A 23600-nucleotide genomic window follows, 5' to 3' on the forward strand; every position below is an offset into this window, starting at 1 on the left:
AAAGGGTTCGATTCCGCCCTTCCTTTGTTACACAGCATTTCAGGAAAGAAATCGAAATTCACAAAGCCATGCTCATGGCTTATAAAGCGCGTACCCCGAAGGCACGCGTCCTCGGGGTGGATCCGTGTCGTGTTTCCCCACGAAAGGAAGCAATCCCCCATGAGCAACTCCCCTCGTTCCCTGCGCTGGCTGGTTGGTGGCCTCGTTGGTTTCTCGCTGCTGACCGGCTGTGGCGCGCCGGATGAGCAGGCTGGCAACACCGAGATCACCGCTCCCGAGGCCGTCGCTGGCGAGCTCGCCGTGAGCATCTCCGCTGGTACCTCGGCCCTGCGCGCCTCGGACGCCGCGGCGGTGACGGTCACCCTGACCAACGTCTCGGGCCACTCGGTGCGCGTGCTCAAGCGCGACACGCCGGTGGACGGCATCAAGAACGATCTGTTCTCCGTGACGCGCGATGGCGCCGCGGTGGCGTACATCGGCCGTCACTACAAGTGGGCCGCCGCCCAGGCCGAGGACTTCCTCACCCTGGCCCCGGGCGAGAGCCTCACCCGCACGGTGGACCTGGCGAGCGCGTATGACCTGGCGGTGAGCGGCAACTACACCGTGGGCTACGCCGAGGCCATCCACGGCGGCGCCGCACAGTTCGCCTCCAACACGGTGACGGTCTCCATCGAGGGCCGCCCGTTCGTGCTGCCCCAGGAGTCCTCCGAGCGCGTCGTGTCGCCCTTCGCGCTGTCCACCACGGGCTGCACCAGCTCGCAGGCCTCGGGCGTCTCGTCGGGCTTCAGCGGCGCGAAGACGTACTCGTCCAACGCGCTGAGCTACCTGACCAACACCACGCCGAGCGGCACCGCGCGCTACACGACTTGGTTCGGCGCCTACTCCAGCAGCGGCTGGAGCACCGCGAAGAGCCACTTCTCGTCCATCAACAGCGCCTTCAACAACCAGTCGGTCGTGGTGAGCTGCGCCTGCACGGACAGCGCCTACGCCTACGTGTACCCGACGCAGCCGTACAAGATCTACGTGTGCAACGCATTCTGGAGCGCGCCCACCACGGGCACGGACTCCAAGGCCGGCACGCTGGTCCACGAGATGAGCCACTTCAACGCGGTGGCGGGCACGGATGACTGGGCCTACGGCCAGAGCGCAGCCAAGAGCCTGGCGAAGTCCAACCCGTCCAGGGCTCTGGACAACGCGGACAGCCACGAGTACTTCGCCGAGAACACCCCCGCGCAGAACTGATAAACGCGCGGTGAGCTGAAGTACCCCGGACGGGAGCGGCGACGCTCCCGTCCTTCTTTTTTGGAGACACCTGGATGACTCGAAGAATCGTGGGTTGGATGGCCCTGCTCTGCCTGGCGGCCAGCGCTGGCGCATGCGCTTCACAGAAGGAAGGAACGACGGACATGCCTCCTCCCAGCAGCACTGAGGGCTCCACGTTGGCGGCGGCTCCCCTGAGCTGCGCGCTGAGCGTGGCGCCGCGGCTCAAAGTGGGCGAGCCGGTGAAGGTGACCTTCCGGCTCACCAACCCGACGGCGCAGCCGCTGTACGTGCTGAACTGGCGCACACCGCTCGAGGGGCTGAAGAGCAGCTGCCTGGAGATCTCCCGCGCGGGCACGGAGATTCCCTACCAGGGGCCCATGTTCAAGCGCGGCAACCCGGGGGCGGAGGCCTACGTGGAGATTGCCCCGGGCGCCACGGTGGAGAACACCATCGAAGCCCAGCTGGCCTATGACTTCTCGCAGCCGGGAACCTACCGCATCGCGTTCCCGGGGCCGGTGCTGGACTCCACCTCGCAGAAGGCCGAGGTTCCCCGCCCCCTGGAACAGCACCGCGAGCGTGCGGTGCAGTGCCAGGCGGTGGAGACGCAGATCGTCTCGCCCTGATTACAGGGACGCAGCGAAGGCGGCGTCGGGGATCTGCATGGGCGAGGCGTCTTCCTGCACCATCATCCGCGCCGCCTGCTCCACGTTGGGCAGGACGTTGCGCGCGTACCACAGCGCGCTCCACTTCTTGCCCTCGTAGAACGTGCGGTCCGGGTCCGTGGCGGACAGCCCCTCCAGGGACTTCTCCGCGAGCACCGCCGCGTCCAGCAGCAGCCAGCCCACGGCCACCTCGGACATCATCTGCAGGAAGCGGTTGGCCGACAGCGGGATGAGCGACACCTTGGCCGGATCCTGCGACCAGCCCAGGATGACCATCGCGCTGGACATGAGGCCCTCCTGCGCGGCGGCCAGCGCCTTCACTTCGGTGCCGAACGTCTTGTGCTCGCGGTTGGCCTCGACGAAGCCGCCCACATCCTCCATGAACTGCTGGAAGTGCGCGCCGCCCGCCATCCCGAGCTTGCGGCCCACCAGGTCCATGGCCTGGATGTGGTTGGTGCCCTCGTAGATGGAGAAGATCTTCGAGTCGCGGCAGTACTGCTCCACCGGGTAGTCCTTGATGAAGCCCGCGCCGCCGTAGACTTGGATGGCCTGCGCGCACAGCCGGAAGGCCTGGTCGGAGCCATACGCCTTCACCAGCGGCGTGAGCACCTCTACCTGGCCACGGTGATAGGCCGCGCGGTCATCGTCCTTGCCCTGCAGCTGCTTGGCCTTGTCCGTGTGCATGGCCAGCTTGACGATCAGCGCGCGGATGCCCTCCACGTGGGACTTCATCTCCAGCAGCATGCGGCGCACGTCCGGGTGCTGGATGATGGGCACGCGGGGCGAAGTCGGGTCCTTCCACTTGGTGAAGTGGCCGCCCTGCTTGCGGTCCTTGGCGTACTCGAGCGCGTTGAAGTACGCGGCCGAGGCCAGGCCCAGGCCCTGGATACCCACGGCGATGCGCGCGCCGTTCATCATCTTGAACATCTGGCTCATGCCGATGTGCTCGACACCGCCCACGAGCTCGCCCAGACAGCTGTCGTTCTCGCCGAAGTTGATGACACAGGTGGCCGAGCCGTTGATGCCCATCTTGTGCTCGATGGAGCCCAAGGCCACGTCGTTGGCCGCCCCCGAGCTGCCGTCCGCGCTCACGCGCAGCTTCGGCACGATGAACAGCGACAGGCCCTTGGTCCCCGGGGCCGCGCCCTCTACGCGCGCCAGCACCAGGTGGATGATGTTCTCCGCGAGATCATGGTCGCCGGCGGAGATGAAGATCTTCGTGCCGCGGATGTTGTAGGTGCCATCCGGGTTGCGGCGAGCGCTCGTCTTGGCGGCGCCCACGTCCGAGCCCGCGTGCGGCTCGGTGAGGCACATCGTGCCGCCCCAGGTGCCGTTGAGCAGCTTCTCCACGAACTTCTTCTTCTGATCCGCCGTGCCGCACTCGGACAGCAGCTCCGCCGCGCCGAAGGTGAGGCCCGGGTACATGTTGAAGGCCGCGTTGGCGCCGCAGAGCATCTCCTCCACCGCCACCTGCAGCATCATCGGCGAGCCCTGGCCGCCGTGATCGGCCGCCACGCCCACCGTCTTGAAGCCCTGCTCCCAGAGCAGCTTCCAGGCTTCCTTGAAGCCCTTGGGTGTCAGCACGGTGCCGTTCTCCACACGGCACCCCTCGCGATCGGCCGAGCTGTTCAGAGGCCCCAACACCTCCTTGGAGAACCGGTAGGTCTCCTGGAGGACGGCCTTGGCCTCATCGGGCCCCCAGGCCTCGAAGGGCGCCTGTCCCGCCACCTGCTCGAAGCCGAACTGCTCGAACAGGGTGAAGAAGAGTTCCCGAAGATCTGTCTTGTAGTGGTTGATTCCGGCGGACATGGCCTCTCCCGTCACTGAAGGGGCTCGCTGCCTGGCCATACGAAGTGGTCAGCGGCGCCCGTGAGACAGGAAAAGTCTTACGTCGATTGATTCTAGAGTCAACCCTAACTGACGCCTCGCGTCGTGCGGTAGTCACACGACCCCCGCCGGCGTGTCCGGAATCATGAGCGCGGGGGGAGGGATCCACCCCTCCCCTTTGGATCAGGGGACTACTTCTTGACCTTCTTCGCGGCCGCCGCAGCCCCATTCCCATTCGCTGGGGGAGATAGCGGGGCGGGCGTGGCCGTGGCCGTCTTGGCGGACTTCTTGGCGGTGCTGGGAGCCTTCTTGGAGCCGGTCTCCTCGGCCTCGGAGCCCTCCGCCTGCCCGCCTGACTGCTGGTCGAGGATGCTCTCGCGCGGCACCTCGACGACGATGGGGGCCTGGCCGGCGCGCTGCCGGTTCTCGTCCTCCAACGAGTAGAAGAGCTGGATGACGGACTGGCCCTTCATCAGCAGCTCGCCGCGTTGGTTCTCCGCCCAGAGATCAATGTCGACGAAGTAGCGGCCGCCGGAGCCATGACGATCGCTCACCCGGCCCTTGCAGACCACGGTGTCGCCCGGCCACACCATCTTGATGAAGCGGACGTTGTAGCGGCGCAGCTGGCCGCCCCGGGCCCAGTCGCTGATGAGCTGCCCAAGCATGCCCATGATGAGCATGCCGGGGGCGTACACGGAGGGCATGCCCACGCTCTTGGCGTAGACCTCGTCCACGTGCACCGGGTTGTAGTCACCGCTGGCGCCCGCGTAGCGGGACAGCTGGACACGATCCACCGGAGCCTTGGCGAGCGCTGGCAGCTCGTCACCAACTCGGATGGCTTCGAAGTAGAGCTTGCGCGCGGGCATCAGGCGTTCTCCTTCGCGGCGCGGACGATCAGGGTGCGGCGGGCTCGGAAGACCAGGTTGCCTTCTTCATCCCGACCCTCGTCCTCGATAACGGCCACATCCATCCTCCCGGCGGGACCGCTGCGCTCCAGCACATCCGCCACCTTGGTGGCCACGTAGATGCGGTCCCCGGCGAAGATGGGGCGCTCATACTCGAAGCCCTGCTCGGCGTGCAGCAGGCTCTTGATGCCCACCCCGAGCAGTTCGCGCAGATCCGCCGCGGAATGGAACGACGCGGGGAAGGTGGGCGGCGCCACGATGGTGGGGTAGCCAGAAGCCCGGGCGTACTCCTCATCGTAATAGATGGGGTTGTAGTCCCCGATCGCCTCGGCGAAGCGACGGATTGAACCCTTCTCCACCTCATTGAGCGTCGGCGGCGAGGAGCGGCCGATCGCATTCTTGTCCAGCATTTCCCCTCCCTATGACTCTATCGACCGGCAGGAAGCTCGAGCACGGTCAGCAGTCCGGCCTCAGCGGCCGTTAAACGTGGCGCGGCATTCACCAGCGTATTCGCGGTGGCCCGGTCACCGGCCACTCCCCCCGGGATCTCGACAACAAGTTTCGGGTCCGCGTCGATCTCGATGCGGTCCTTTGGATCTTCAGCACCCACGGCGATGGTCAGCTCCAGGCGTACCCGCTCCTGCTCCTCCTCCAACCCCACCACCGACTGGAAGATGCCCGCCACCCGTCCTTTTCGCACCGGGAACGCGCCACCGGAGATGTCCTCCTCGGCGAAGACGGGAGCGACCTCTTCCTCATAGTCGTCGCAGTCCATGCCGAGCCCCAGCGCGCACAGCGCCGCGGACTCCACCAGTCCCACGTGCCCCAGCTGGTCCTTATCCACCAGCGCGAAGAACTCGTCCTCCGTCAGCCCCGCGCCCACCTTGCGCTGCAGGGCCTCACGGCGCGTGCGCGCATCCACCACCCGCGTCACCGTGACACGGCGAACGGGGCCACAGACCTGCCCCACGGTGGCCACCAGGCGATCCATGATGAAGCCCGGATTGACGCCCGTGCCCAGCACCGCCACGCCCGCCTTCTGCGCGGCGCGCTCCAGCTTCGCGGCCAGCTCTGGGTGCTTGAGGAAGGGGAACGCGAGCTCCTCGCAGGTGGAGACCACGCCCACGCCGAGCTTCACCGCGTCGAGGATCTGATCCATCACCTGCGGCAGCCGGGAGCCCGTGGCATGCAGCAGCACCACGCCCTTGCGCCGGCCCAGCGCGCGCTCGAGCGAGTCCGCCACCTTGAGCTTGGACGTGGGCTGCCCCAACACCTCGGCCAATGGCTGCCCCACGAGCTGCGGGCTGGTGTCCACCGCGCCAATCAGCTCCACCTCGGGAGAGGCCAGCGCTGCACGCGCGATCTCTTGCCCGATGAACCCAAGCCCCATCACCACCACCGGGACCGGCCCTGCGGCGGCTCTAGCCATTGGAGAACTCTCCAGAAATTCAAGGGGTTACACGCATTTACAGCACTGCCGCGCACCATAAACCACCCCCCACCAGACAGGCAAGCATGACTTGGGTGTCAAGGAGGTGTGGCGCTGGGTAATTTCCAGGAATTTCCTGCACTTGGGAACCTGGACTGAAGTCTGAGGTGGTGCAGGCCCCCCCTATATGGGGGGAACTGAAGGCGTGTATAACAGCTCTCCAAGCTTTGCCGTTGGAGACCTCAGACCCATGGACCGCATCCTCGTGGTGGATGACGACGTGCGCATCCTTGCCGCGCTCTCCCGAATCTTCCAGTCCGAGGGCTACGAGGTCGTCACCCACAACGATCCCTCTCTGGCCGCTCGCGAGGAAGGGTTTCAGGTGGTGCTGACGGACTTCATGATGCCGTACCTCAACGGCATCGAGTTGCTGGCCGCCCTGCGGGAGAAGAACCCGCGCGCGGTACGGCTCATGCTCACGGCGGCGGCGGACTTCCGTACGGCCTCGGAGGCGGTGAACCGCGGCGAGGTGTTCCGGCTGCTGGGCAAGCCGTGGTCGCTGTCGGACCTGACGAGCAGCGTGCGGCAGGCCTTCGAGCACTACAGGCTGGTGGAGGCCAACGAGCGGCTGACGCGCGAGGTGGCCGAGAAGAACGCGGAGCTGCTGGCCATCAACCGGGACCTGGAGCGTCTGGTGGTGGAGCGGACCACGGGCCTGCTGGATGGGCTCATCAGCGCGCTGGACTACCGGGACACGGAGACGCAGTGGCACTCGCGGCGCGTGTCCCTGTATGCGCGGCGGCTGGCCGAGGAGATCGGCCTGCAGGGCGCGGCCCTGGACGTGATTGAGCAGGGCGCGTTGCTGCACGACATCGGGAAGATTGGCGTGAAGGACTCCATCCTGCTCAAGCCGGGGCCGTTGACCCCTGATGAGTGGGAGGAGATGCGGAAGCACCCGGAGTTCGGATACCGGATGCTGGCGAAGATGCCCTACCTGTACGACGCCTCCCTGATCGTCATGCAGCACCAGGAGCGCTGGGACGGCAAGGGCTACCCGAAGAAGCTGTCCGGCGAGTCCATCGTGATTGGCGCGCGCATCTTCGCCATCGTGGACACGCTGGACGCCATCACCTCGGACCGGCCGTACCGCAAGGGCCGGGACCTCCAGGTGGCCCGGGATGAGATTGCCCGGTGCTCGGGCACCCAGTTCGATCCGGCTCTGGCGCAGGCGTTCCTGCGCGTCCCGGAATCGGAGTGGCTGCGCATCCGCCACCAGGTGGAGGCCATGGAAGCCGAGGAGATGCAGCGCTTCGGCCACCTGCCCCACCCGCTCGCCGTGGCGTAGGTATGAGCTCGACACGCATCCTTCGCCGTGTGAACGCTCCCCGTTCCCGCGTCTATCGTGCGCTGCTCGATGCGCGCGCGGTCCAGGCCTGGATGGTGCCCGACGGCATGACCAGCCACGTGCATGCGTTCGACGCCCGCGAAGGCGGCACGTTCCGGATCTCGCTCACGTACGACGCGCCGACGGACACCGGCAAGACAACCGCGCAGACGGATACGCACCACGGCCGCTTCGTGAAGCTCGTGCCGGACGAGCAGGTGATCGAAGTGGTGGAGTTCGAGACCGAGAATCCCGCGATGCGCGGCGAGATGACGATCACCTTCACGCTCACCGATGCGGACGGCGGCACTGAGCTCCTCGCCGTTCATGACGGGGTCCCGAGCGGAGTGCCTCCGTCTGACAACGAGCTCGGCTGGCAGATGTCCCTGGCGAAGCTCGCGGCGCTCGTCGAGGCGGGCTAGGGCTCCGCCTGCACGTCGAGGATGACGTCCCCCTCCAGCAGCGCGTCCACCACGTCCATCCCCGCCGTCACCTCACCGAAGACCGTGTAGCGCCCGTCCAGGTGCGGCTGCGGCGTGTGCGTGAAGAAGAACTGGCTGCCTCCCGTGTCCTTGCCCGCGAGCGCCATGCCCATCGTGCCGCGCAGGTATGGACGGTGCGTCAGCTCGCACCGGATGGAGTAGCCGGGCCCTCCCTCTCCATCCCCTCGGGGATCGCCGCCCTGCGCGACGAAGTCTGGCACCACCCGGTGGAAGGTCACATGGCGAAAGTACCCCTTGCGCGCCAGCGCATAGAGGTTGCCCGAGGTGAGCGGCGCCTGCTCCGTGTCCAGCGCCACGGTGATGTCGCCCTTCTTCGTGCGGAACGTGAGCTTCGCCCCCGTAGGCGCCACGGGCGGCCGAAATGTGTCGGCCGGCATTTCCACACGCGACGAGCGCACGGGCTGTCCCGTCAACTGGGTGAGGGACTCCGCCGCCACGCGCCGCACGTTGGAGTGAGGGTGGCCGAGCCACGTCCGCAGCAGCGGCTCCGCCTCCTTGCCTTCCAGTGCCACGAGCGCTCCCGCCACGGGCTCGGCCAGATCCGGTTCCTGCGGTACCCGGGCCGCCAAGGCGCGAACCTCCGGTAGCGCCTCGGTGGCCTTCATCGTGCCCGCCGTCGCTGCTGCCGCTCCCGCCACCACGGGATCATCGCCCGCGATGAGGGCTCGCACGGCCTCCAGTGCCTCGGGACCAGGCCGTGCAGCCACCCACTCCAGTGCGGACAGGCGCACCCGTGCGTCCGCGTGACGCAGCCAGTTCACCGCATCCTTCGCGCCGCCCTGCCCCGCTGGCGTCTGCCCCAGTGCCACCTCGCGCAGTCCCAGTGCCACCCGTCGCGGCTCTGGCACTCGGTCGCCTCCGCAGCGGAGCACCTCCGCGATGGCCCCCGCTTGGCGATCCATCGCCGCGGCCAGCCGGCAGTCCAGCCATGCCACGTCATCGAGTGCCACGGCCGAGGCCCCCCGAGGCGCCTCCCGGAGCGCGCGCCTCAGTTCCTCCAGCACCGAACGGCCAGAGGGCGAGAGCCCGGTCTGGGCCAGGGCCAGAATGGCGTGTCCCTCCGCCGAGGCCCCGGCCGCTACCGCCCCAGCCTGGCGCTTCAAGCCCCGCAGCGCTTCGAGCGTGGCGCACGGGCCCTCGCACTTGAGGGAGAGCTTCGCCAGCGAGCGCGCGGCCTCGGCCGCCACTCGGGGCACCGGATCCGCCAGCAGCTTCCCCAGCACGGGCGCATCGTCCTGCCCTCCTACCTCCGCGAAGCCCTTCGCACAGATCGCGCGGACCTCCGGAGAGGCATCCGCGGCGCATTGGCGCAGAAGCTCGAGGGCCGCAGGGCGCTTCAGGTAGACGAGCAGGTAGGTGGCGCCATAGCGCGTCTCCTCCGCCTGCTCCGGCGCCAGCAGCGCCCCCACCCGCTCCAGCGGCACCTCCGCGAGCGAGGCGCCCCGGCGGCCAACCACGCCCAGCGCCAGTGCCGCTCGCCCCGCCACCCCCTCCCGCGAATCTCCGAGCCGCTCGATGAGCCGCTGCACCGCCCCCGGCGTGTTCACCTTGCTCAGCGACTCCAGGAGCGTGCGCCTCACGCCCGCGTCCGCCTCCGCCGCCTCGGCCGCTCGCAGTGCGTCCGTGAGCCGGGCCTTTACCTCTTCCGCCAGCGGCTCCCAGGAGAGCCCCAGCTGCCCTGCGGCGAAGGCGGCCTCCTCCCGCACCTGAGGCTCGGAGGCCGCGAGGCTGGCGAGGATGACCTCGAGCGTCGCGGGATCCTGGATCCGCGCCAGCGCACGCAAGGCCCGGAGCTGAACCCCCGTGCCCCGCTGCCCCTGGGCCCACGCGACGAGCTGCCCCTCGCCCAGCGAGCGGCGATCCTCCCAGGCCTGGATCTGCCCCAGCGCCTCGGCGTCAGCGGAGGGCGAGGCGGGCACATTCCGGACGCAGGCCGGAAGCGCGGTCAGGAGAAGCAGGCAGGCAAACACGCGGGAGGGCAGGCGGCGCATGCGGCCGGGCCTAGGCCAAATCCCCGCTAAAATCCAGGGGTTACAGCGGGTCCTGTTTGACTTGGCGTGCGCAACGCCAGACAATGCCGGGCCTCCGTCTCGTAGCAAGGAGCGCTGGCTCTGAAATGCCCCGGCTGTGGCACCCAGATCGCTGATGGCACGTCCATCTGCCCCAAGTGCGACTACATCATCGATTCGTCGTTCCTCTCCTCAGAGCCTCCTCCGAGCAACGGCGACGATGCCCCAACGGGACGTAACCCGGGTCCTCGGAAGACGGTCCCTCCCCAGACCAGTTCCGGCCGCGTCGTCACCAACACCAACGTTCGGCGCTCTGGCTCCACGGGCAAGACAGGTTCCCATGGCGCAGTGGGCGCCAAACCCGCAGGCAGCCGTTCCAACCTCCGCGCCGTGTCGAAGACGGGCTCCGCGCGCGCCGTGCCCGCGTCTCGCTCCGAGCCAGACCCCGACATGGAGCTGGATGATGCGGAGCCTCGCAAGCCGGTCCTGCCCCCCACGACTTCCTCTCGGGGCTACGCTGCGAACAACAACTCCGGAAAGATCGTCGCGCCCGAGGAGGTCATCGCCGGGACCCGCGAGTTCATCGGCGAGCTGACGAAGTCCGACAAGATCGCCTTCGGTGGCGCGGCCCTCGTGGTCCTCTCCTGCTTCGTGCCGTGGAAGGAGACGGCCGTGGATGGCGAGGTGCTCGGGCTCATGAGCTCGGGCATCGGCGCCCTGCTCGGCGCCGCGCTCATCATCGGCGCCATGTTCGCCCGGGTGCGCCGCACCATGCCCAAGGTCGACCCCTCGGCGCTGTGGATGACGCAGCTCGGGGTGTCGTTCCTCTGCGTCCTCTATACCGTCGTCTTCATCAAGGGCGCCTTCGACTCCACCCAGGTCCCCTCGAACTTTGGCAACCAGATGACCTGGAACTCCTCCCCCAGCTTCGGGGTGTTCCTCGGGCTGATCGGAGCCATCGGAGCCCTGGTGGGCTCGGTGATGGGGTTGCGGGAGCGCACGTAAAAATCCGCCCTCTCGCGCGGCCGCCGGACTACCGTCTCCGCCGCGATGCCCAGCGATACTCCCCTGTCCCGGCTCACCGCGGCGCTCAGCGCCACGGTGGTAGGCCAACCCCACGTCATCGCCGATCTGGTGACGGCCTTCCTCGCCCGCGGCCATGTGCTGCTGGAGGGCGTGCCCGGCGTGGCGAAGACGTTGATCGCCCGCAGCATGGCCTCCGCGCTCGGGCTGCAGTTCACCCGCGTCCAGTTCACCCCGGACCTGATGCCGACCGACATCCTCGGCACCAACGTCTTTCACCCCGCGGAGAACGCCTTCCGCCTGGTGCGAGGCCCGGTGTTCACCGAGGTGCTCGTCGCGGACGAGATCAACCGCACCCCTCCCAAGACGCAGGCGGCGCTGCTCGAGGCCATGGAGGAGCGCCAGGTCACCATCGACGGCATCACCCATCCGCTGCCGCCGCACTTCTTCGTGGTGGCCACGCAGAACCCCCTGGAGCTGGAGGGCACCTACCCGCTCCCGGAGGCTCAGCTCGATCGCTTCCTGATGCGCGTGCGTGTGAGCTACCCGGATTCGGACGCGGAGGTGGCCATGCTGCGCGGCTTCCACCAGCGCGAGGGCAAGCCCGCCACGGTGGAGCGCGTGCTGGAGGTGCCCACGCTCATGGAGTTGCAGACCCGCGCGGCCCGCGTCACGTGCGATGAGTCCATCCTGGCCTACGTGGTGAAGCTCGCCCGGGAGACGCGGGCGCATCCTCGGGTGCGCCTGGGGGCTTCTCCGCGCTCGGCGCAGGCGGTGCTGGCTGCCGCGAAGGCCCGTGCGGCCCTGCAGGGCGCGGACTTCGTCACCCCGGACGAGGTGAAGGCCGTGGTGCCCAGCGTGCTCAATCACCGGCTCCTGCTCAAGGCCGAGGCCGAGGTGGAGGGCGTGACGACGGACGACGTGCTGCGGCAGACGCTCGAGCAGGTGAAGGTCCCCCGGTGAGCCTCGGCCGCCCCGTCCCCACCGGGTTGGCCGTGGCGCTGCTGGCGGCGGCGCTCGTGCCCTCGGCCCTGGCCGTCGCGAGCCCGTCGTTCGGGTGGCTGGCCCTGGCGCTCGATGTGGCCGTGGTGGTGTTGTGCGCGGTGGACTTCCTGCGCGCACCGCGAGCCTCGGACGTGGAGGTGCGCAGGACGGTGGAGCCCATTCTGCGCTCGGGCGTGGCCAATGCCGTCCACCTGGAGCTCACGTGCCGGCGCAGTGAACCGCTCCGTGGAGAGGTGCGGGACGAGGCTCCCTTGAACGTCACGGTGGAGGGGCATCGGCAGCCCTTCGCCTTGGCCCCCGGACCTCGCCCGACGCGGCTGAGCTACACGGTGAACCCTCCCGCCCGAGGGGACGCGCGCTTCGGGGACATCCACCTGCGGCTGATGGGCCCGCTGGGGCTCTGCTCCCGGCAGGTCCGCATCCCCGCGGAGCACTCGGTGAAGGTGTACCCGGATCTCACCGCGCTCACGCAGGAGGCGCTGGCGCTGACGCGCGCCTCGGATGCTCCCGCCGAGCGCGTGCAGCGGCGCGTGGGAGAGGGCCGCGAGTTCGAGTCCCTGCGCGAGTACCGCAACGGGGACGACTACCGCACCATCGACTGGAAGGCCTCCGCTCGCCGCGCCCGGACCATGGTGCGCGTGTACCAGCCCGAGCGGAACCAGCCGGTGCTGCTGCTGCTCGACTGTGGACGCCACATGGCGGGCAAGGTGGATGGCCGCCGCAAGCTGGACCATGCGGTGGACGCGGCGCTGCGGCTGGCCAAGGTCAGCCTGGACGCGGGAGATCTGGTGGGGGTGCTCGCCTTCGCCAGCGACGTGCGTGCCTACCTGCCTCCTCGCAAGGGCCGAGAGCACCTGCGCCTGCTCACGGAGACGCTCTACCGCGCCGAGGCCGCGCTCGAGGAGAGCGACTACGGCAAGGCCTACGACTTCGCCTTCGCGCGCAGCTCCCGGCGCTCGCTGGTGGTGCTCTTCACGGATCTGGTGGATCCGGACGCCTCGGGCACGCTGGTGGCCCGAACGCTCATGCTGCGCCCGCGCCACCTGCCCCTGGTGGCCTCGCTGCTGGACGAGGATCTCCAGGCCGCAGCCTCCGCAGTGCCCGACTCACCCCAGGGGGCTTACACGCGCCAGGCGGCTGCTCGCCTGGAGGACGAGTACCGGCGCACGGCGGTGACGTTGAGGGACTCGGGAGTGTTGGTGGTGCGAGCCCCCGCCCGAGGGTTCGGCGCGGCCGCCATCAACACCTACCTCCACGTCAAGTCTCGCGGGCTGCTCTGAAAAACCGCCTCGCTGGACACCTTGGTTGAATTTTGCGATGGATCCCTACGTATCAGGTAGGGCGCGATGAGCGCTTCCTATCAAGGTGGGTGACATGGGTCTTCGCAAACTCTTCAGGGCCAGACAGCGGGCGGCAGTGGTTCCCGCCAAGCAGGAGCGTCCTTTGAACCTCTGCCTGTTGTTTCCGCACCCACGCTGGATCATGGCTGCCGAACTCATCCACGTGCTGCGAGAGCTCCATCCCTCGTTGGCGCAGGTCGAGGTCGAGTGCCGGACGGGTGACCTCGGGCACGGCATGGGCGTAGGGCAAACGGTGCGGGTGCAGTGGGAGCGGCACACCGTGCTGGTAGCGATGATCCAGACGCCCCTGACCGCTCAGACGCTGGAGTGGACCCTCAGTGTGTCCCTCCACGAGGAAGAGTTGCTGACGCAGGTGCGGGCTCATGCCGCGCACGCCACGCTCGCTTATCGGGGGCAGGAGACCGATCCGCTGGAGCAGTACCTGGCGCTGACGACGATCGCGATCGGACTGACGCGCCTGGGGGCGATCTTGATGATGAACATCGGCGCGCGGACCTCCTGCCCGGCCCAGCCGCTGCTGCCGCGCCCCGGCGAGGACCTGATGCAGGTGCTGCGGACGCTGCCCGTGACGGTGCTCTTCGTGGGCTTCATCAAGATGGAGTTCCAGAACACCGAGGGCGTGTGGATGCGGACCTGCGGCGCGCCGCTGATGGACCTGCCGGATCTGGCGATGCTCGCCCGGAGCCATGACGAGAGCCGGACCGTCTTCTACATGTTCAACGACATCTTCATGGCGATGCGCAGTGCCAAGATCCGGTTCAAAGAGGGGGACATGGTGCAGTTGGAAGAACTGAACTGGCGGTTCCGCAAGCCGCGCCCGCACGAGAAGTTCCTCGAGAGTCCTCGGATGATTGTCCTGGAGCCGGACACCGCTCCGGACCGGCTGCGGTTGCCGTAGGTCTCCAGACTCCCCCAAACCTTCGGCGTGAACCGACGTCGCGCCCGCCGTCAAGTCTCTTGTGCGGGATCGCTGAACGTGCACGCATCCCCGCATCGCTGGTAAAGAACCGTGCCAATCGCGCCAAGGCCGATTTTTCGGCCTCGGAGACGACCCCCTTTACACGGCGATCTTGCTCCCCAAAATGTCGCCCTCGTCACAACGCCCGCCATTGGAGGCGGCGCTTCCGCAATCGGATGGAGATCGGGTCTTGGGTGTGGAGGTCGCTAGGGGTCTGAGAGTCGAGGTCGAGGTGTCGGCGGCGGCGGCGACGGCGACGGCTGTAACAGCGGCGCGAGGCGAGGCTGCGGAGCCCGTACGTCCCCTCACGCCTTTCCACGAGCGGCTGCTCTCGGAGGAACTCACCCTCCGCAGCTCCGACTCGCACCAGCGCATGGCCAACGCCCTCTCCGAGGCGAAGGTCGACCTCAACCCCCATCAAGTGGAAGCCGCTTCCTTCGCGCTCGACTCGCTGTCGCGCGGCGGCTGCATGCTCGCGGACGAAGTGGGCCTCGGCAAAACCATCGAGGCCGGCCTCGCCATCGGCCAGCTCATCGCCGAGGGCAAGACGCGCATCCTCATCCTCGCCCCCGCCACCCTGCGCGCCCAGTGGAACAGCGAGCTCAAGGAGAAGTTTGATCTCGAGTCCGTGCTCGTGGACGGCCGCACCGTGCGCGCCACCGGCAACTGCTTCGATCAACCCTTCCCCGTCATCTGCTCGCACCCCTTCGCCGCCAACAAGGCCGCCCTGGTCTCGGAGATCCCCTGGGATCTCGTCGTCATCGACGAGGCCCACCGCCTCCGCAATGCCCACAAGGCGGGCCACAAGACCGGCCAGGCCCTGCGCGCCGCGCTCTCGGGCCGCCCCAAGCTGCTGCTCACCGCCACCCCGCTCCAGAACGATTTGATGGAGCTGTTCGGGCTGATGTCGCTGCTGGACGAGCAGATCCTCGGCCCCGAGCACGCCTTCCGCACCCGCTACCAGGTGGACCCCTCGTGCGGCGGCCTCAAGGAAGACGCCGTCGCCGAGCTCAAGGAGCGGCTCGCCCCCGTGGTGCAGCGCACCCTGCGCCGCCAGGTGCGCGAGTACGTCCGCTACACCAACCGCCGCAGCATCGTGGAGGACTTCGCGCCCTCGCCCGAGGAGCAGGACCTCTACGAGAAGGTCAGCGAGTACCTGCGCCGCTCCGAGGCCGCCGCCATCGAGCCGGGCAAGAAGACCCTGCTCACGCTCTGCTACCGCAAGCTGCTGGCCTCCTCCACCTACGCCATCGCCCCCACCCTGCGGCGGCTCTCCGACAACCTGGAGAAGCGCCTCGAGGCCGCCAAGCTCGGCGCCCAGGCCATGGCCCTCTTCGAGCCCGAGGAGGCCAAGCAGTTCGCCGAGGAGGGCGAGGAGTGGTCGGATGATCCCGCCCGCCCCACCAGCGTCCGCACCCTCCAGAATGAAGTCTGGGAGCTCAAGCAGTACGCCGACCTCGCCGACTCCATCAAGGTGAACGCCAAGGGCGAGGCCCTCAAGCGCGCCCTGGACCGCACCTTCACCGTGATGCGCGCCCACCAGTGGCCCGAGAAGGCGCTCATCTTCACCGAGTCCAAGCGCACGCAGCAGTACCTCTTCAACCTGCTGTCCGCGAATGGCTACCAGGGGAAGATCTCCCTGCTGGCCGGGGACCTGGCCGCCACGCCCGAGGAGCGGCGCGCCCTCGTGGACGAGTTCCGCAACCGCTCGCAGATCCTCATCTGCACCGAGGCCGGCGCCGAGGGCCTCAACCTCCAGTTCTGCAACCTGGTGGTGAACTACGATCTGCCCTGGAACCCCCAGCGCGTGGAGCAGCGCATCGGCCGCTGCCACCGCTACGGCCAGCAGCGGGACGTGCTCGTCATCAACTTCCTCAACCGGCAGAACGCCGCCGACGCCCGCCTCTTCGAGCTGCTCGAGAAGAAGCTCAACCTCTTCGACGGCGTGTTCGGCGCCTCGGATGAGATTCTGGGCGCCCTGGAGAGCGGCGTGGACTTCGAGCGCCGCGTGCTCGACATCTACCAGTCCTGCCGCCACCCGGACGAGATCAACGCCGCGTTCGACAAGCTCCGCTCCGACATGGAGCAGCGCATCAGCACGCGCATGACGGAGATGCGCTCGGTGGTGCTGGAGCGCTTCGACGGCGACGTGCGCCGCAAGCTGAAGCTGGCCGGCGAGCAGACCAAGGAGGTGCTCGCCAAGAGGCAGCAGGAGGCGCGCGCCCTCACCGGCTCGGTGCTCGGCAAGGGCGTCTCGGGGCGGCTCCAGGTGGCCAAGGCCGCCTACGCCGTGCGCGACCGCACCCACGATGCCATCAGCTACCTCCAGCTGGACGCAGCCGGGCTGCCCTCACGGCTCGCGCGCCTGGCTGGCAGCGAGGGCTGGTGGTTCGTCTACAAGTTCGAGCTGTCCGGCCTCAAGCCGGAGGAGAAGCTCGTCCACCTCGTGCTCGTGCGCGAGAAGGACGGTGGCTTCCGCGCCCTGCCCGTCCAGGATGGTGCGCACTTCGTGAAGCTGGCCGCCAAGGTGGAGAAGCGCCGCCAGCCCGAGGGCGTCTCCGTGTCGCTGCTCCAGGAGCAGGCCCTGCTCGCCGCCAAGGACGAGCTGATCCGCGCCGCCGAGCGCCGCAACGCCCGCGAGCTGGATCGCGCCCGTGAGCGCGCCGATCGCTACGCCGAGGACTGTCTCCTGGAGTCCCGCGAGGCCGTGGAGCACACGCGCGATCAGTGGATCGACGCGCGCAAGGTGGTGGCCGCCACCGAGGATCCCGCCGAGCGCGTGAAGGCTCGCGCCACCGCGGATCGCCTCGAGCGCGAGTACCGCAAGAAGCTGGCCTCCCTCCGCAACGAGGAGGAGAAGCGCTACGCCGCCAAGGATCGGCAGATCTCCGACCTGGTGCAGAAATCGAAGGTCACCGAGAAGCGCTCGATGATCGCCTCCGCCTACTTCTGGCTGAGCTGAGTCCCCTGCCGGCCCCGGCAGCCGGAACCGCGCTCACCTCGGTTCCGGCGGCTGGAGCCATGCGGGTTACCACCTCACGGCGGATTTCCAACCCTCACAGCATACCGAGCAGACTTTATCTTACATCAGCCCCTCCGGGTCTTGATGTGGCTCCTCCCAATACATTAGAGGTTTCTGTACGGAAATTTGACGCGACCCAAAGGAGCAGGCCATGGCCCCCACCCGACACCCGGAAGCTGGAACGAGCGCCCGCAAGCCCCCGATGCCGCCCCGTCAATGGGAGGCTCTGCCCAAGGCGCCCGCTGCCACCTCGCAGCGTCAGGCGTATGTCCCGCTGCCGCCTCCGGTGCCGGGCCCCTGGGATGACTCGGGAGAGGGCGTCATCACCTCCTCGCTGCGCGCCCCGGAGGATCTGCCACTGCCGGGCGTGGCAGGGCTGACGGAGTTCGCGCAGCAGGGCGTGCTCATGGCCGATCTCCTGCGCGAGACGTTCGCGCACCGGCGCTATGGTCCGGCCCGGTACCGGCTCCACATCGAGGAGCCTGCGGGCCCCAGCACCGGAGGAGGCCGCCAGGCCCGGCAGCCGCTCACGCTCGTGTCGCGCCGCGAGCCGGTGCCCGCGATCGTCTGCGGCTGGGTGGACGTGGCCCAGAAGGAGGCCCAGGTCCGCAGCTACGGCATCGTGGCTCAGCGCTACGAGGACCGCCATGGCTACCCGCCCAAGCTCACCGAGGAGGAGTATGAGCGGTTCCTCGACAAGCTCATGGACACGTTGTTCGACGGAGGCTTCCAGATCCTCCACCTCGTCTCGGACGAGAACTCCAGCCGGGCCCTGCGGGGTGCGCGCTGGCTGATGCGCTCCTGCCGCCCGAGCCTGCGCGTGTCCTTGCTGGGGGTGGGGGCGTTCGCGCTCGGCCTGAACGCGGAGCGGCTGGTGCCCGGGATTCAGCAGATGCCCGGCTGGCTCGCGCAGGCGGGAAGTTGGCTCGTCCACCTTCCCACCTGGCTTCACTCCGTGGCGTACGGCTTCCGCTGATCCCCTCTACTGACTCGGCGTCTGGCGGCTGGGGTCCTGCAGCGGCGGCGGCTGGATGGTGAAGCTGCCGGCGGACGGCTGCTGGAGATAGTTGTACACGCTCGACTGAGGGAGGACGTCACTCCCTCCCAAGGGCTGCTGCCCGAAGCTGCCCGGCTGCTGGAGGCTGTAGCTGCCCACCAACGGTTGCTGGAGGCTATAGCTCCCCGCCATCGGCTGCTGGAGGCTATAGCTGCCCACCAACGGCTGCTGGAGGCTGTAGCTCCCTGCCATCGGCTGCTGAAGGCTGTAGCTCCCCGCCATCGGCTGCTGAAGGCTGTAGCTCCCCGCCATCGGCTGCTGCGAGGCGAAGGTGCTCGTGAGCGACTGCTGCGGACTGATTGTGCCCGGAAGCGGCTGCTGCGGGTTGTACGTGTTCGAGGGGAACTGCTGCTGTGTGTCAGTGTCGAGTTGCTGGGCACCGGCTGTCTGAGCCACTCCCCAGGCCGCCAGGGCGGCGACCGCTGCCAGAATTCCTCTTCGCATGCTCTCTCCTCCGCGCAGTGTGGAGGCCGGCTGCTTAGCAGCCGCGCCCATCCACGGTGGCGCTCGCGTTCCCACTCAAAGGTGGGCGTGCAAAAGGCCCCGAGCAACAGGGCCTTCTGGCGGAGGCGAGACCGCTCGCTCTGATTAGTAGAAGCGCAGCGAGGTGGCCCGGTTGTCGAACGACGCGGGCATATTCGCGCTCGTGGGCGCGGCGTGGGAGTCGCCCGTGCAGAGACGCCCGTCGAAGAAGATGGCTCCGCAGCCAGCCAGCCGGAACGACGAGGTGAGGTTGTCCGACTGCAAAGGCAAGGTGATGCACTCCCCCACGGCCCCCGTCACCGGGAACGGAGCCAGCGAGGGCCCCGAGAAGTTGGCTCCGTCCAGCAGGTACGCGTAGCAGGTCGCCATCGCGGAGACCCGGCCGTCCTCGGCAACGGGAGCAATCTCCTCCGGCTCCGTCTCCGCCCCACCGCAAGCGGCCAGCGACAGCACCAGACAAGATCCCAGCAGCTTCAGGCTCAGCTTCTTCATGGCGTTCCTCCCGAATGAGAGCCTTCCGCTGCGCTCAGCAGTCCAAGGCTCGAGGGCTCATGCCTCTCGTCGAGAGGAACGAGGCTTCGGGAGAATATTCCCAGCCCATTTCTTTTGGGAATTCCATTTTTTCAGGGAATTCAGGTGCGCCGTTCATCCGGCCTTCAGCCGGACCCACGTGGCGCCCCACCCTCCATCGGCCTCACTGGCGGACTGGAAGGACTCGACCTCGGGCAGCTTCGGGAGCAGCGCGTGGACAGTGCGGCGCAGCGCGCCCGTGCCCTTCCCGTGGATGATCCGCACGTCGAGGATGCCCCTCTGGCGGCAGGCCCACAGGTACTCGGTGACCAGATCCTTCACGTCGCGAGGGTGAAAAAGATGCAGGTCCAAATTGCCGTCGACTGGAACTTCGACCACCTCGTCTTCGAAGGGGGCTCCCTCCTCAGAGGGCACTTCCTCCGGAGGAGGCGGGGGCTGCGATGGCTCGGTCGGTCGGCGGCTCATAGAAGCCCTCGGCTTCGCGGCGCTTGCGCTCGGCATCCAACCGGGCGCGCTCACGGGCCTCGCGGAACTGTTGCTTCAGCGAGGTCACCTCCGTCTTCAGGGCGGAGAAATGTTTTCCTACTTCCTTCGGAGTATTGCCTGCCTGAGAGGGACCGCCCGCCCGCCCGCTACCGGCGCCGCCGGCTGACGTCAGCTGGACCACGAGTGCCGCCATCATCAAAGGCTTCATGCTCTCCCTCTTAGCAAGAGCCATGCACAACCTGCCACGTCTTCCAGGCGTCAAACCGGCGACCCACCTTGATCATGTGACGCATCGCGGCGCGCAGCCAGGACCCGGTCGATACTTTCCGCTAGTTTGAGTGCCGACAATGGGGCGCTGCCCTCGGCCTTGTTGTTGATGATCACGAAGGAAGGCAGGCCTTTGAGCGAAGCCGCCGCGCAGATTCCGGCCAGGGCCTCGCGGGTGACAGCGTCTTCGTCCGCCAGCCGGTTGAACGGGGCATAGCGGGCGTAGGCCTCCTCGTAGCCGAGGTGCGGCGGCAACATCCAACGTGCCACCAGGGCTGCGCAGTCGAGCGCCCGGGTGCGTAAGGCCTGATGCACCACTGGAGGCATCTGGCGCCACGCCGAGAGCACCGGGCACACGCCCAGTTCCGAGAGCACCTGGGCAAAGCCCTCGGTGAGCAGCTCCTCGTTGCGGACCTCCACGGCGTACAGCGGCCCGCGAGGCAGCGCGGCGAAGAAGGCATGGAGGCGCTCGACGAAGCGCGCCGGGCCTCCGAAGCCCCGCGTGTCCTGGGGAGGGAACTGGAACACGAGCGGCCCGGCCTTCTCTCCCAGTCCCTCCACGAAGGGCGCCACCACCATGTCCGCCGCGTAGCTGGCCTGGAGGAACCGATCATTGGGCTGCCCTCGGTGGACGCCGTAGCGCTCGTGCAGCGGGTAGCGGGCGAGCGTGCACACCTCGTGTGCCTTCACGAGGAAGCGGAAGTCCGCGGGCACCTGCGCGGCGTACTCGGCGAAGGTGAAGGCGGAGATGGGGCTGTAGAAGGTCCGGTCGATTCCCACCGTGCGCAGCACCGGGTGCCGCGAGTACGCCGCGAGCCCATCCCGCGCCAGTGTCGATGCCGCAGCCTCCCGGTCGTAGACGATGCCCGACCAGCCCGGGAAGGCCCACGAAGAGGTGCCCAGGTACACCCCGTGGGGCAGGTGCTCTCCCAGGGCGCGCACGAGGTCCGGCACGGGCGCGGGGCCCACCGGCTCCGCCTTGCGCGAGCGGCGCCCCGGTGTCTCGGACACGGCGCCGGTGAAGAGATCGAGCTGAGAGGGTCCTCGTTGGGACATGAGCGGCTCCTACGGAAGGCTGGGCACCTGGCCACCGGAGACAGCCCGGCAGCCCGTGAAGGCGCGAGATAACGCCTGCACGGATAGAATGCACCAGGTAGGGTTCGCTTTGCCCAACTCCTGACGTAGGCCGCCTGGGCACGGGGCAGCCGAGTTCCCTTGCCTTTGGAGTGCGCCGGGGGGTTACACCTTGAGGCGGATGGCGCCGGGCAGCACCGTCATCTTCGCGGGCAGCCGGCCCGGAACCTCTCCATCCACCTCGATGAGGACCTCGCGGCCGTCCGCGCTCTCCGCCTCGAAGGAGTGGCACTGCAGCCGCTTCGTGCCCTTCCACGTCACGTGCTCGCCGCTGTAGACGCCCTTGGACTTGAAGAGGAACGTGCTCAGCGTGTAGCCGGACCAGATCGTCACATCGAAGAGCCCATCGTACGTGAGCGCATCCGGCGCCACGTTCATGCCACTGCCGAAGTAGCGGCCGTTGGCCACCGCCACCACGTTGACGGGGAGCACCATCTCGTCCCCACCGTTCGCCTTGAGCTTCACCGTGGGCGGATCGAACCGGAACATGCCCTTCACCGTGCCCCACACGAAGGCCGTGTTGCCGCCCAGTGACTTGCTGCTCTTGTTCACCTCGTTGGCCACGAACGCGCTCACCCCCAGCGAGGCGATGTTCGCGTAGTAGCGCCGGTCCTGCTTGCCCTCGTGGTTGATGAACTCCACGAGCCCCACGTCAAAGGGCTCCGTCTTCTCCGTGCGCAGCCGCGTCAGCGCCGCGTCCAGTTCCAGGTCCCACCCGAACGCCCGGCGGAAGTCGCCACCCGTGCCACGAGGGATGACGCCCAGCGCCGCGTTCGGGTTGAGGGCCTTGCCTTCGTGGAAGAAGCCGTTGACCACCTCGTTGATGGTCCCGTCCCCGCCCACCGCGACGACGCACTCGTAGCCATCCTGGAGCGCCCTGCGGGCGATGCGTGCCGCATCCATCGCCCCCGAGGTGAACTCATGCCCGAACTCGCCCAGGGCCCGGCTCACCTTGGCGGACAGTTCCGCCCAGCGCTTGCCGGTGGCACCGCCAGCGCTGCGCGGGTTGACCACGAGGAACGTCTTCATGCTGCCCCTCTCCTCCTGCCTGACTGATGAGGGCCGGTACCATACTCCGAATCAACCGGGACACTGAGCAGGACCGCGAAGAGGCAGAGCTCGGCGGGACGCGCGAGGGGAAAGTCCACGAGCGCTCGGGCGGCCAGGGCTACCAGGGCGGCCAGAGCAGCTCGACCTCTCGCGTCCGGAGCCTGACGCGCCGCGCGCAGGGCTGCCAGCAGCAGCAGGAGCCTCGGTGCAGTGCCCACGAGCCCCAGCTCCAGGAGCCACTCGAGGTAGTCGAGGTGCGCGTGATCCTGCAGCGCGGCAAAGCGCTCCTTCTCCGAGGAGTCCTCTCGCGCCGACCAGTACTCCGCCTCCCACAGGGGCCAGAGCACCTCGAAGCTCCCCGGCCCGTGACCGAACACGGGCGCGTCCAGCACATGCGGAGCGGCGACGCCCCAGAGATAGCGCCGACCCGCGAGCGCGGCGCTGGGCGAGCGTCCCGAGGCGGAGAGCAGCAAGAGCGCCCCTGCGGCCACCGCCGCCAGCATGAAGCCCCACCGCCGTCCCCTCCTCCCCTGTTCCAGCCCAACCTTCGGAGTGGGCGCACGGCTCCACAGCAGGCTCAGAGCCGCGGCTCCCAGTGCGAGCAACGAGCCCCAGGAGCGAGTCGAGGCCAGCGCGCAGAGCTGAAGCACGGCGGCGGCAATCCACCCTCTGCGGACCATCGTCCGCTCTGCGGAGACAGCCTCGCCCACGGTGACACAGAGGCTCGCGCCCAGGTATGCGGCCACGAAGTCCGGGTTGCCGAGCGTGCCGTAGATGCGCATCCGCTCGCCGGGATGCGCCCCGGCCCACCCCATCCATAGAAAGGGATCCGCCCCAAGCGCCTGGAGCCCCGCCACCAGCGCGAGCCCCGTCCCCGCTCCCGCGATGGCGCGGAATACCGGAGCCCATGGAGGCGGCGCCTGGAGCAGTGCCAGGACCACCAGCCCCGCTGCGGCCTCCAGCCACATCCCTCCGGGAACCGCCGCGGGCCCCAGCAACGCGGAGAGCGCGAGCGTGCCGAGCCACAGCCCGGCCAACACCCTCGGAGCGAGCGCCGCGGGCCCAGCGGCCGGCATCCAGACGCTCTGGAGCAGCAGCACGACGGAGCCCGCCAGCAGCAGGCCCGTCTTCACGCCGGAGAACGGAGCCTCGCCTCCGGGCGCGACCGCGAACGTCACCGCGACAATGAGCGCGGGGACGAGCCATCGGGAGAGGCGCTCCCCTACCGCTCCACGCATGAA

The 23600-nt window shown here is 68.3% G+C and carries 22 protein-coding genes; 10 read left to right on the top strand and 12 right to left on the bottom strand.

Annotated features, from left to right (window positions below; all coding sequences use genetic code 11):
• The first annotated feature begins 159 nt into the window (after positions 1 to 159).
• Together DB31_RS25675 and DB31_RS25680 are read left to right on the top strand one after the other, a co-directional pair.
• Positions 160 to 1242 (top strand): M35 family metallo-endopeptidase, encoded by a 1083-nt coding sequence (locus tag DB31_RS25675; protein ID WP_044192313.1) that lies wholly within the window; start codon positions 160 to 162, stop codon positions 1240 to 1242.
• A 74-nt stretch (positions 1243 to 1316) separates the two neighbouring features.
• Positions 1317 to 1886, top strand: coding sequence for a hypothetical protein (locus DB31_RS25680; protein WP_044192316.1), 570 nt, complete (start codon positions 1317 to 1319; stop codon positions 1884 to 1886).
• On the opposite strand, the gene DB31_RS25685 is transcribed toward DB31_RS25680, so the two are convergent.
• The 4 genes from DB31_RS25685 to DB31_RS25700 all read right to left on the bottom strand — a co-directional run bounded on the left by DB31_RS25685 (position 1887) and on the right by DB31_RS25700 (position 6086).
• Complete coding sequence (locus tag DB31_RS25685) at positions 1887 to 3734, bottom strand: acyl-CoA dehydrogenase (RefSeq protein WP_044192319.1); 1848 nt, start codon at positions 3732 to 3734, stop codon at positions 1887 to 1889. It lies immediately after the preceding gene.
• A gap of 209 nt (positions 3735 to 3943) precedes the next feature.
• The gene (locus DB31_RS25690) at positions 3944 to 4618 is read right to left on the bottom strand and encodes a MaoC family dehydratase (protein WP_044192320.1); all 675 of its coding nucleotides are present in this window, start codon (positions 4616 to 4618) and stop codon (positions 3944 to 3946) included.
• A complete protein-coding gene (locus DB31_RS25695; protein WP_044192322.1) occupies positions 4618 to 5067 on the bottom strand; it encodes a MaoC family dehydratase N-terminal domain-containing protein in 450 nt (149 codons plus the stop codon). The genes DB31_RS25690 and DB31_RS25695 overlap by 1 nt, the downstream gene beginning before the upstream one ends.
• 17 nt (positions 5068 to 5084) lie before the next feature.
• A complete protein-coding gene (locus DB31_RS25700) occupies positions 5085 to 6086 on the bottom strand; it encodes an NAD(P)H-dependent amine dehydrogenase family protein (RefSeq protein ID WP_044192324.1) in 1002 nt (333 codons plus the stop codon).
• 250 nt (positions 6087 to 6336) lie between these two features.
• Here DB31_RS25700 and DB31_RS25705 point away from each other — a divergent pair, with 250 nt between their 5' ends.
• On the top strand, positions 6337 to 7431 hold the full coding sequence (locus DB31_RS25705) for an HD domain-containing phosphohydrolase (protein ID WP_044192326.1): 1095 nt from the start codon (positions 6337 to 6339) through the stop codon (positions 7429 to 7431).
• 2 nt (positions 7432 to 7433) lie between these two features.
• Positions 7434 to 7892: an SRPBCC family protein gene (locus DB31_RS25710; RefSeq protein ID WP_044192327.1), complete on the top strand. Its 459-nt coding sequence runs from the start codon at positions 7434 to 7436 to the stop codon at positions 7890 to 7892.
• On the opposite strand, the gene DB31_RS46915 is transcribed toward DB31_RS25710, so the two are convergent.
• Positions 7889 to 9964 carry a peptidylprolyl isomerase gene (locus tag DB31_RS46915; RefSeq protein ID WP_075306198.1) on the bottom strand — a complete coding sequence of 692 codons (2076 nt, stop codon included), beginning with the start codon at positions 9962 to 9964 and terminating at the stop codon, positions 7889 to 7891. The genes DB31_RS25710 and DB31_RS46915 overlap by 4 nt on opposite strands.
• Positions 9965 to 10330: 366 nt before the next feature.
• On the opposite strand from DB31_RS46915, the gene DB31_RS25720 reads away from it, so the two are divergent.
• The 6 genes from DB31_RS25720 (at position 10331) to DB31_RS25745 (ending at position 18327) form a co-directional block, all read left to right on the top strand.
• Positions 10331 to 10987 (top strand): hypothetical protein, encoded by a 657-nt coding sequence (locus DB31_RS25720; RefSeq protein ID WP_240486886.1) that lies wholly within the window; start codon positions 10331 to 10333, stop codon positions 10985 to 10987.
• 45 nt (positions 10988 to 11032) lie between these two features.
• Positions 11033 to 11968 carry an AAA family ATPase gene (locus DB31_RS25725; protein ID WP_044192329.1) on the top strand — a complete coding sequence of 312 codons (936 nt, stop codon included), beginning with the start codon at positions 11033 to 11035 and terminating at the stop codon, positions 11966 to 11968.
• Entirely contained in the window at positions 11965 to 13290 is a 1326-nt protein-coding gene (locus tag DB31_RS25730) for a DUF58 domain-containing protein (protein ID WP_044192330.1), read from the top strand. Before DB31_RS25725 ends, DB31_RS25730 begins: the two co-directional genes overlap by 4 nt.
• Positions 13291 to 13492: 202 nt before the next feature.
• Entirely contained in the window at positions 13493 to 14269 is a 777-nt protein-coding gene (locus DB31_RS25735; protein ID WP_157232164.1) for a hypothetical protein, read from the top strand.
• A gap of 184 nt (positions 14270 to 14453) precedes the next feature.
• Positions 14454 to 17291, top strand: coding sequence for an SNF2-related protein (locus DB31_RS25740; protein WP_044192332.1), 2838 nt, complete (start codon positions 14454 to 14456; stop codon positions 17289 to 17291).
• Positions 17292 to 17502: 211 nt separating this feature from the next.
• Positions 17503 to 18327: a hypothetical protein gene (locus DB31_RS25745; RefSeq protein WP_157232165.1), complete on the top strand. Its 825-nt coding sequence runs from the start codon at positions 17503 to 17505 to the stop codon at positions 18325 to 18327.
• 6 nt (positions 18328 to 18333) lie between these two features.
• On the opposite strand, the gene DB31_RS25750 is transcribed toward DB31_RS25745, so the two are convergent.
• The 7 genes from DB31_RS25750 to DB31_RS25780 all read right to left on the bottom strand — a co-directional run bounded on the left by DB31_RS25750 (position 18334) and on the right by DB31_RS25780 (position 23597).
• Entirely contained in the window at positions 18334 to 18852 is a 519-nt protein-coding gene (locus DB31_RS25750) for a hypothetical protein (protein WP_044192333.1), read from the bottom strand.
• 144 nt (positions 18853 to 18996) lie between these two features.
• Positions 18997 to 19383, bottom strand: coding sequence for a hypothetical protein (locus DB31_RS25755; protein WP_044192335.1), 387 nt, complete (start codon positions 19381 to 19383; stop codon positions 18997 to 18999).
• A 153-nt stretch (positions 19384 to 19536) separates the two neighbouring features.
• Positions 19537 to 19887 carry a Smr/MutS family protein gene (locus DB31_RS25760; protein WP_044192336.1) on the bottom strand — a complete coding sequence of 117 codons (351 nt, stop codon included), beginning with the start codon at positions 19885 to 19887 and terminating at the stop codon, positions 19537 to 19539.
• Positions 19826 to 20116, bottom strand: a complete 291-nt coding sequence (locus tag DB31_RS25765) for a hypothetical protein (protein ID WP_157232166.1) — start codon at positions 20114 to 20116, stop codon at positions 19826 to 19828. The genes DB31_RS25760 and DB31_RS25765 overlap by 62 nt, the downstream gene beginning before the upstream one ends.
• Positions 20117 to 20166: 50 nt before the next feature.
• A complete protein-coding gene (locus DB31_RS25770; RefSeq protein ID WP_044192338.1) occupies positions 20167 to 21231 on the bottom strand; it encodes a DUF72 domain-containing protein in 1065 nt (354 codons plus the stop codon).
• Positions 21232 to 21414: 183 nt separating this feature from the next.
• A complete protein-coding gene (locus tag DB31_RS25775) occupies positions 21415 to 22338 on the bottom strand; it encodes a diacylglycerol/lipid kinase family protein (RefSeq protein WP_044192340.1) in 924 nt (307 codons plus the stop codon).
• The gene (locus DB31_RS25780) at positions 22335 to 23597 is read right to left on the bottom strand and encodes an O-antigen ligase family protein (protein WP_044192342.1); all 1263 of its coding nucleotides are present in this window, start codon (positions 23595 to 23597) and stop codon (positions 22335 to 22337) included. The genes DB31_RS25775 and DB31_RS25780 overlap by 4 nt, the downstream gene beginning before the upstream one ends.
• Positions 23598 to 23600 lie beyond the last annotated feature (3 nt).

It is taken from the genome of Hyalangium minutum, assembly GCF_000737315.1.
Taxonomy (GTDB): Bacteria; Myxococcota; Myxococcia; order Myxococcales; family Myxococcaceae; genus Hyalangium; species Hyalangium minutum.

Bases quoted from the DNA above. Each gene is read 5' to 3' on its own strand.
- DB31_RS25685 (WP_044192319.1), bottom strand. From the start codon at position 3,734: ATGTCCGCCGGAATCAACCACTACAAGACAGATCTTCGGGAACTCTTC.
- DB31_RS25705 (WP_044192326.1), top strand. From the start codon at position 6,337: ATGGACCGCATCCTCGTGGTGGATGACGACGTGCGCATCCTTGCCGCG.
- DB31_RS25760 (WP_044192336.1), bottom strand. From the start codon at position 19,887: ATGAGCCGCCGACCGACCGAGCCATCGCAGCCCCCGCCTCCTCCGGAG.
- DB31_RS25780 (WP_044192342.1), bottom strand. From the start codon at position 23,597: ATGCGTGGAGCGGTAGGGGAGCGCCTCTCCCGATGGCTCGTCCCCGCG.
- DB31_RS25740 (WP_044192332.1), top strand. From the start codon at position 14,454: ATGTCGCCCTCGTCACAACGCCCGCCATTGGAGGCGGCGCTTCCGCAA.
- DB31_RS25775 (WP_044192340.1), bottom strand. From the start codon at position 22,338: ATGAAGACGTTCCTCGTGGTCAACCCGCGCAGCGCTGGCGGTGCCACC.
- DB31_RS25735 (WP_157232164.1), top strand. From the start codon at position 13,493: ATGGCTGCCGAACTCATCCACGTGCTGCGAGAGCTCCATCCCTCGTTG.
- DB31_RS25755 (WP_044192335.1), bottom strand. From the start codon at position 19,383: ATGAAGAAGCTGAGCCTGAAGCTGCTGGGATCTTGTCTGGTGCTGTCG.
- DB31_RS25695 (WP_044192322.1), bottom strand. From the start codon at position 5,067: ATGCTGGACAAGAATGCGATCGGCCGCTCCTCGCCGCCGACGCTCAAT.
- DB31_RS25750 (WP_044192333.1), bottom strand. From the start codon at position 18,852: ATGCGAAGAGGAATTCTGGCAGCGGTCGCCGCCCTGGCGGCCTGGGGA.
- DB31_RS25710 (WP_044192327.1), top strand. From the start codon at position 7,434: ATGAGCTCGACACGCATCCTTCGCCGTGTGAACGCTCCCCGTTCCCGC.
- DB31_RS46915 (WP_075306198.1), bottom strand. From the start codon at position 9,964: ATGCGCCGCCTGCCCTCCCGCGTGTTTGCCTGCCTGCTTCTCCTGACC.
- DB31_RS25770 (WP_044192338.1), bottom strand. From the start codon at position 21,231: ATGTCCCAACGAGGACCCTCTCAGCTCGATCTCTTCACCGGCGCCGTG.
- DB31_RS25675 (WP_044192313.1), top strand. From the start codon at position 160: ATGAGCAACTCCCCTCGTTCCCTGCGCTGGCTGGTTGGTGGCCTCGTT.
- DB31_RS25725 (WP_044192329.1), top strand. From the start codon at position 11,033: ATGCCCAGCGATACTCCCCTGTCCCGGCTCACCGCGGCGCTCAGCGCC.
- DB31_RS25745 (WP_157232165.1), top strand. From the start codon at position 17,503: ATGGCCCCCACCCGACACCCGGAAGCTGGAACGAGCGCCCGCAAGCCC.
- DB31_RS25700 (WP_044192324.1), bottom strand. From the start codon at position 6,086: ATGGCTAGAGCCGCCGCAGGGCCGGTCCCGGTGGTGGTGATGGGGCTT.
- DB31_RS25765 (WP_157232166.1), bottom strand. From the start codon at position 20,116: ATGAAGCCTTTGATGATGGCGGCACTCGTGGTCCAGCTGACGTCAGCC.
- DB31_RS25680 (WP_044192316.1), top strand. From the start codon at position 1,317: ATGACTCGAAGAATCGTGGGTTGGATGGCCCTGCTCTGCCTGGCGGCC.
- DB31_RS25690 (WP_044192320.1), bottom strand. From the start codon at position 4,618: ATGCCCGCGCGCAAGCTCTACTTCGAAGCCATCCGAGTTGGTGACGAG.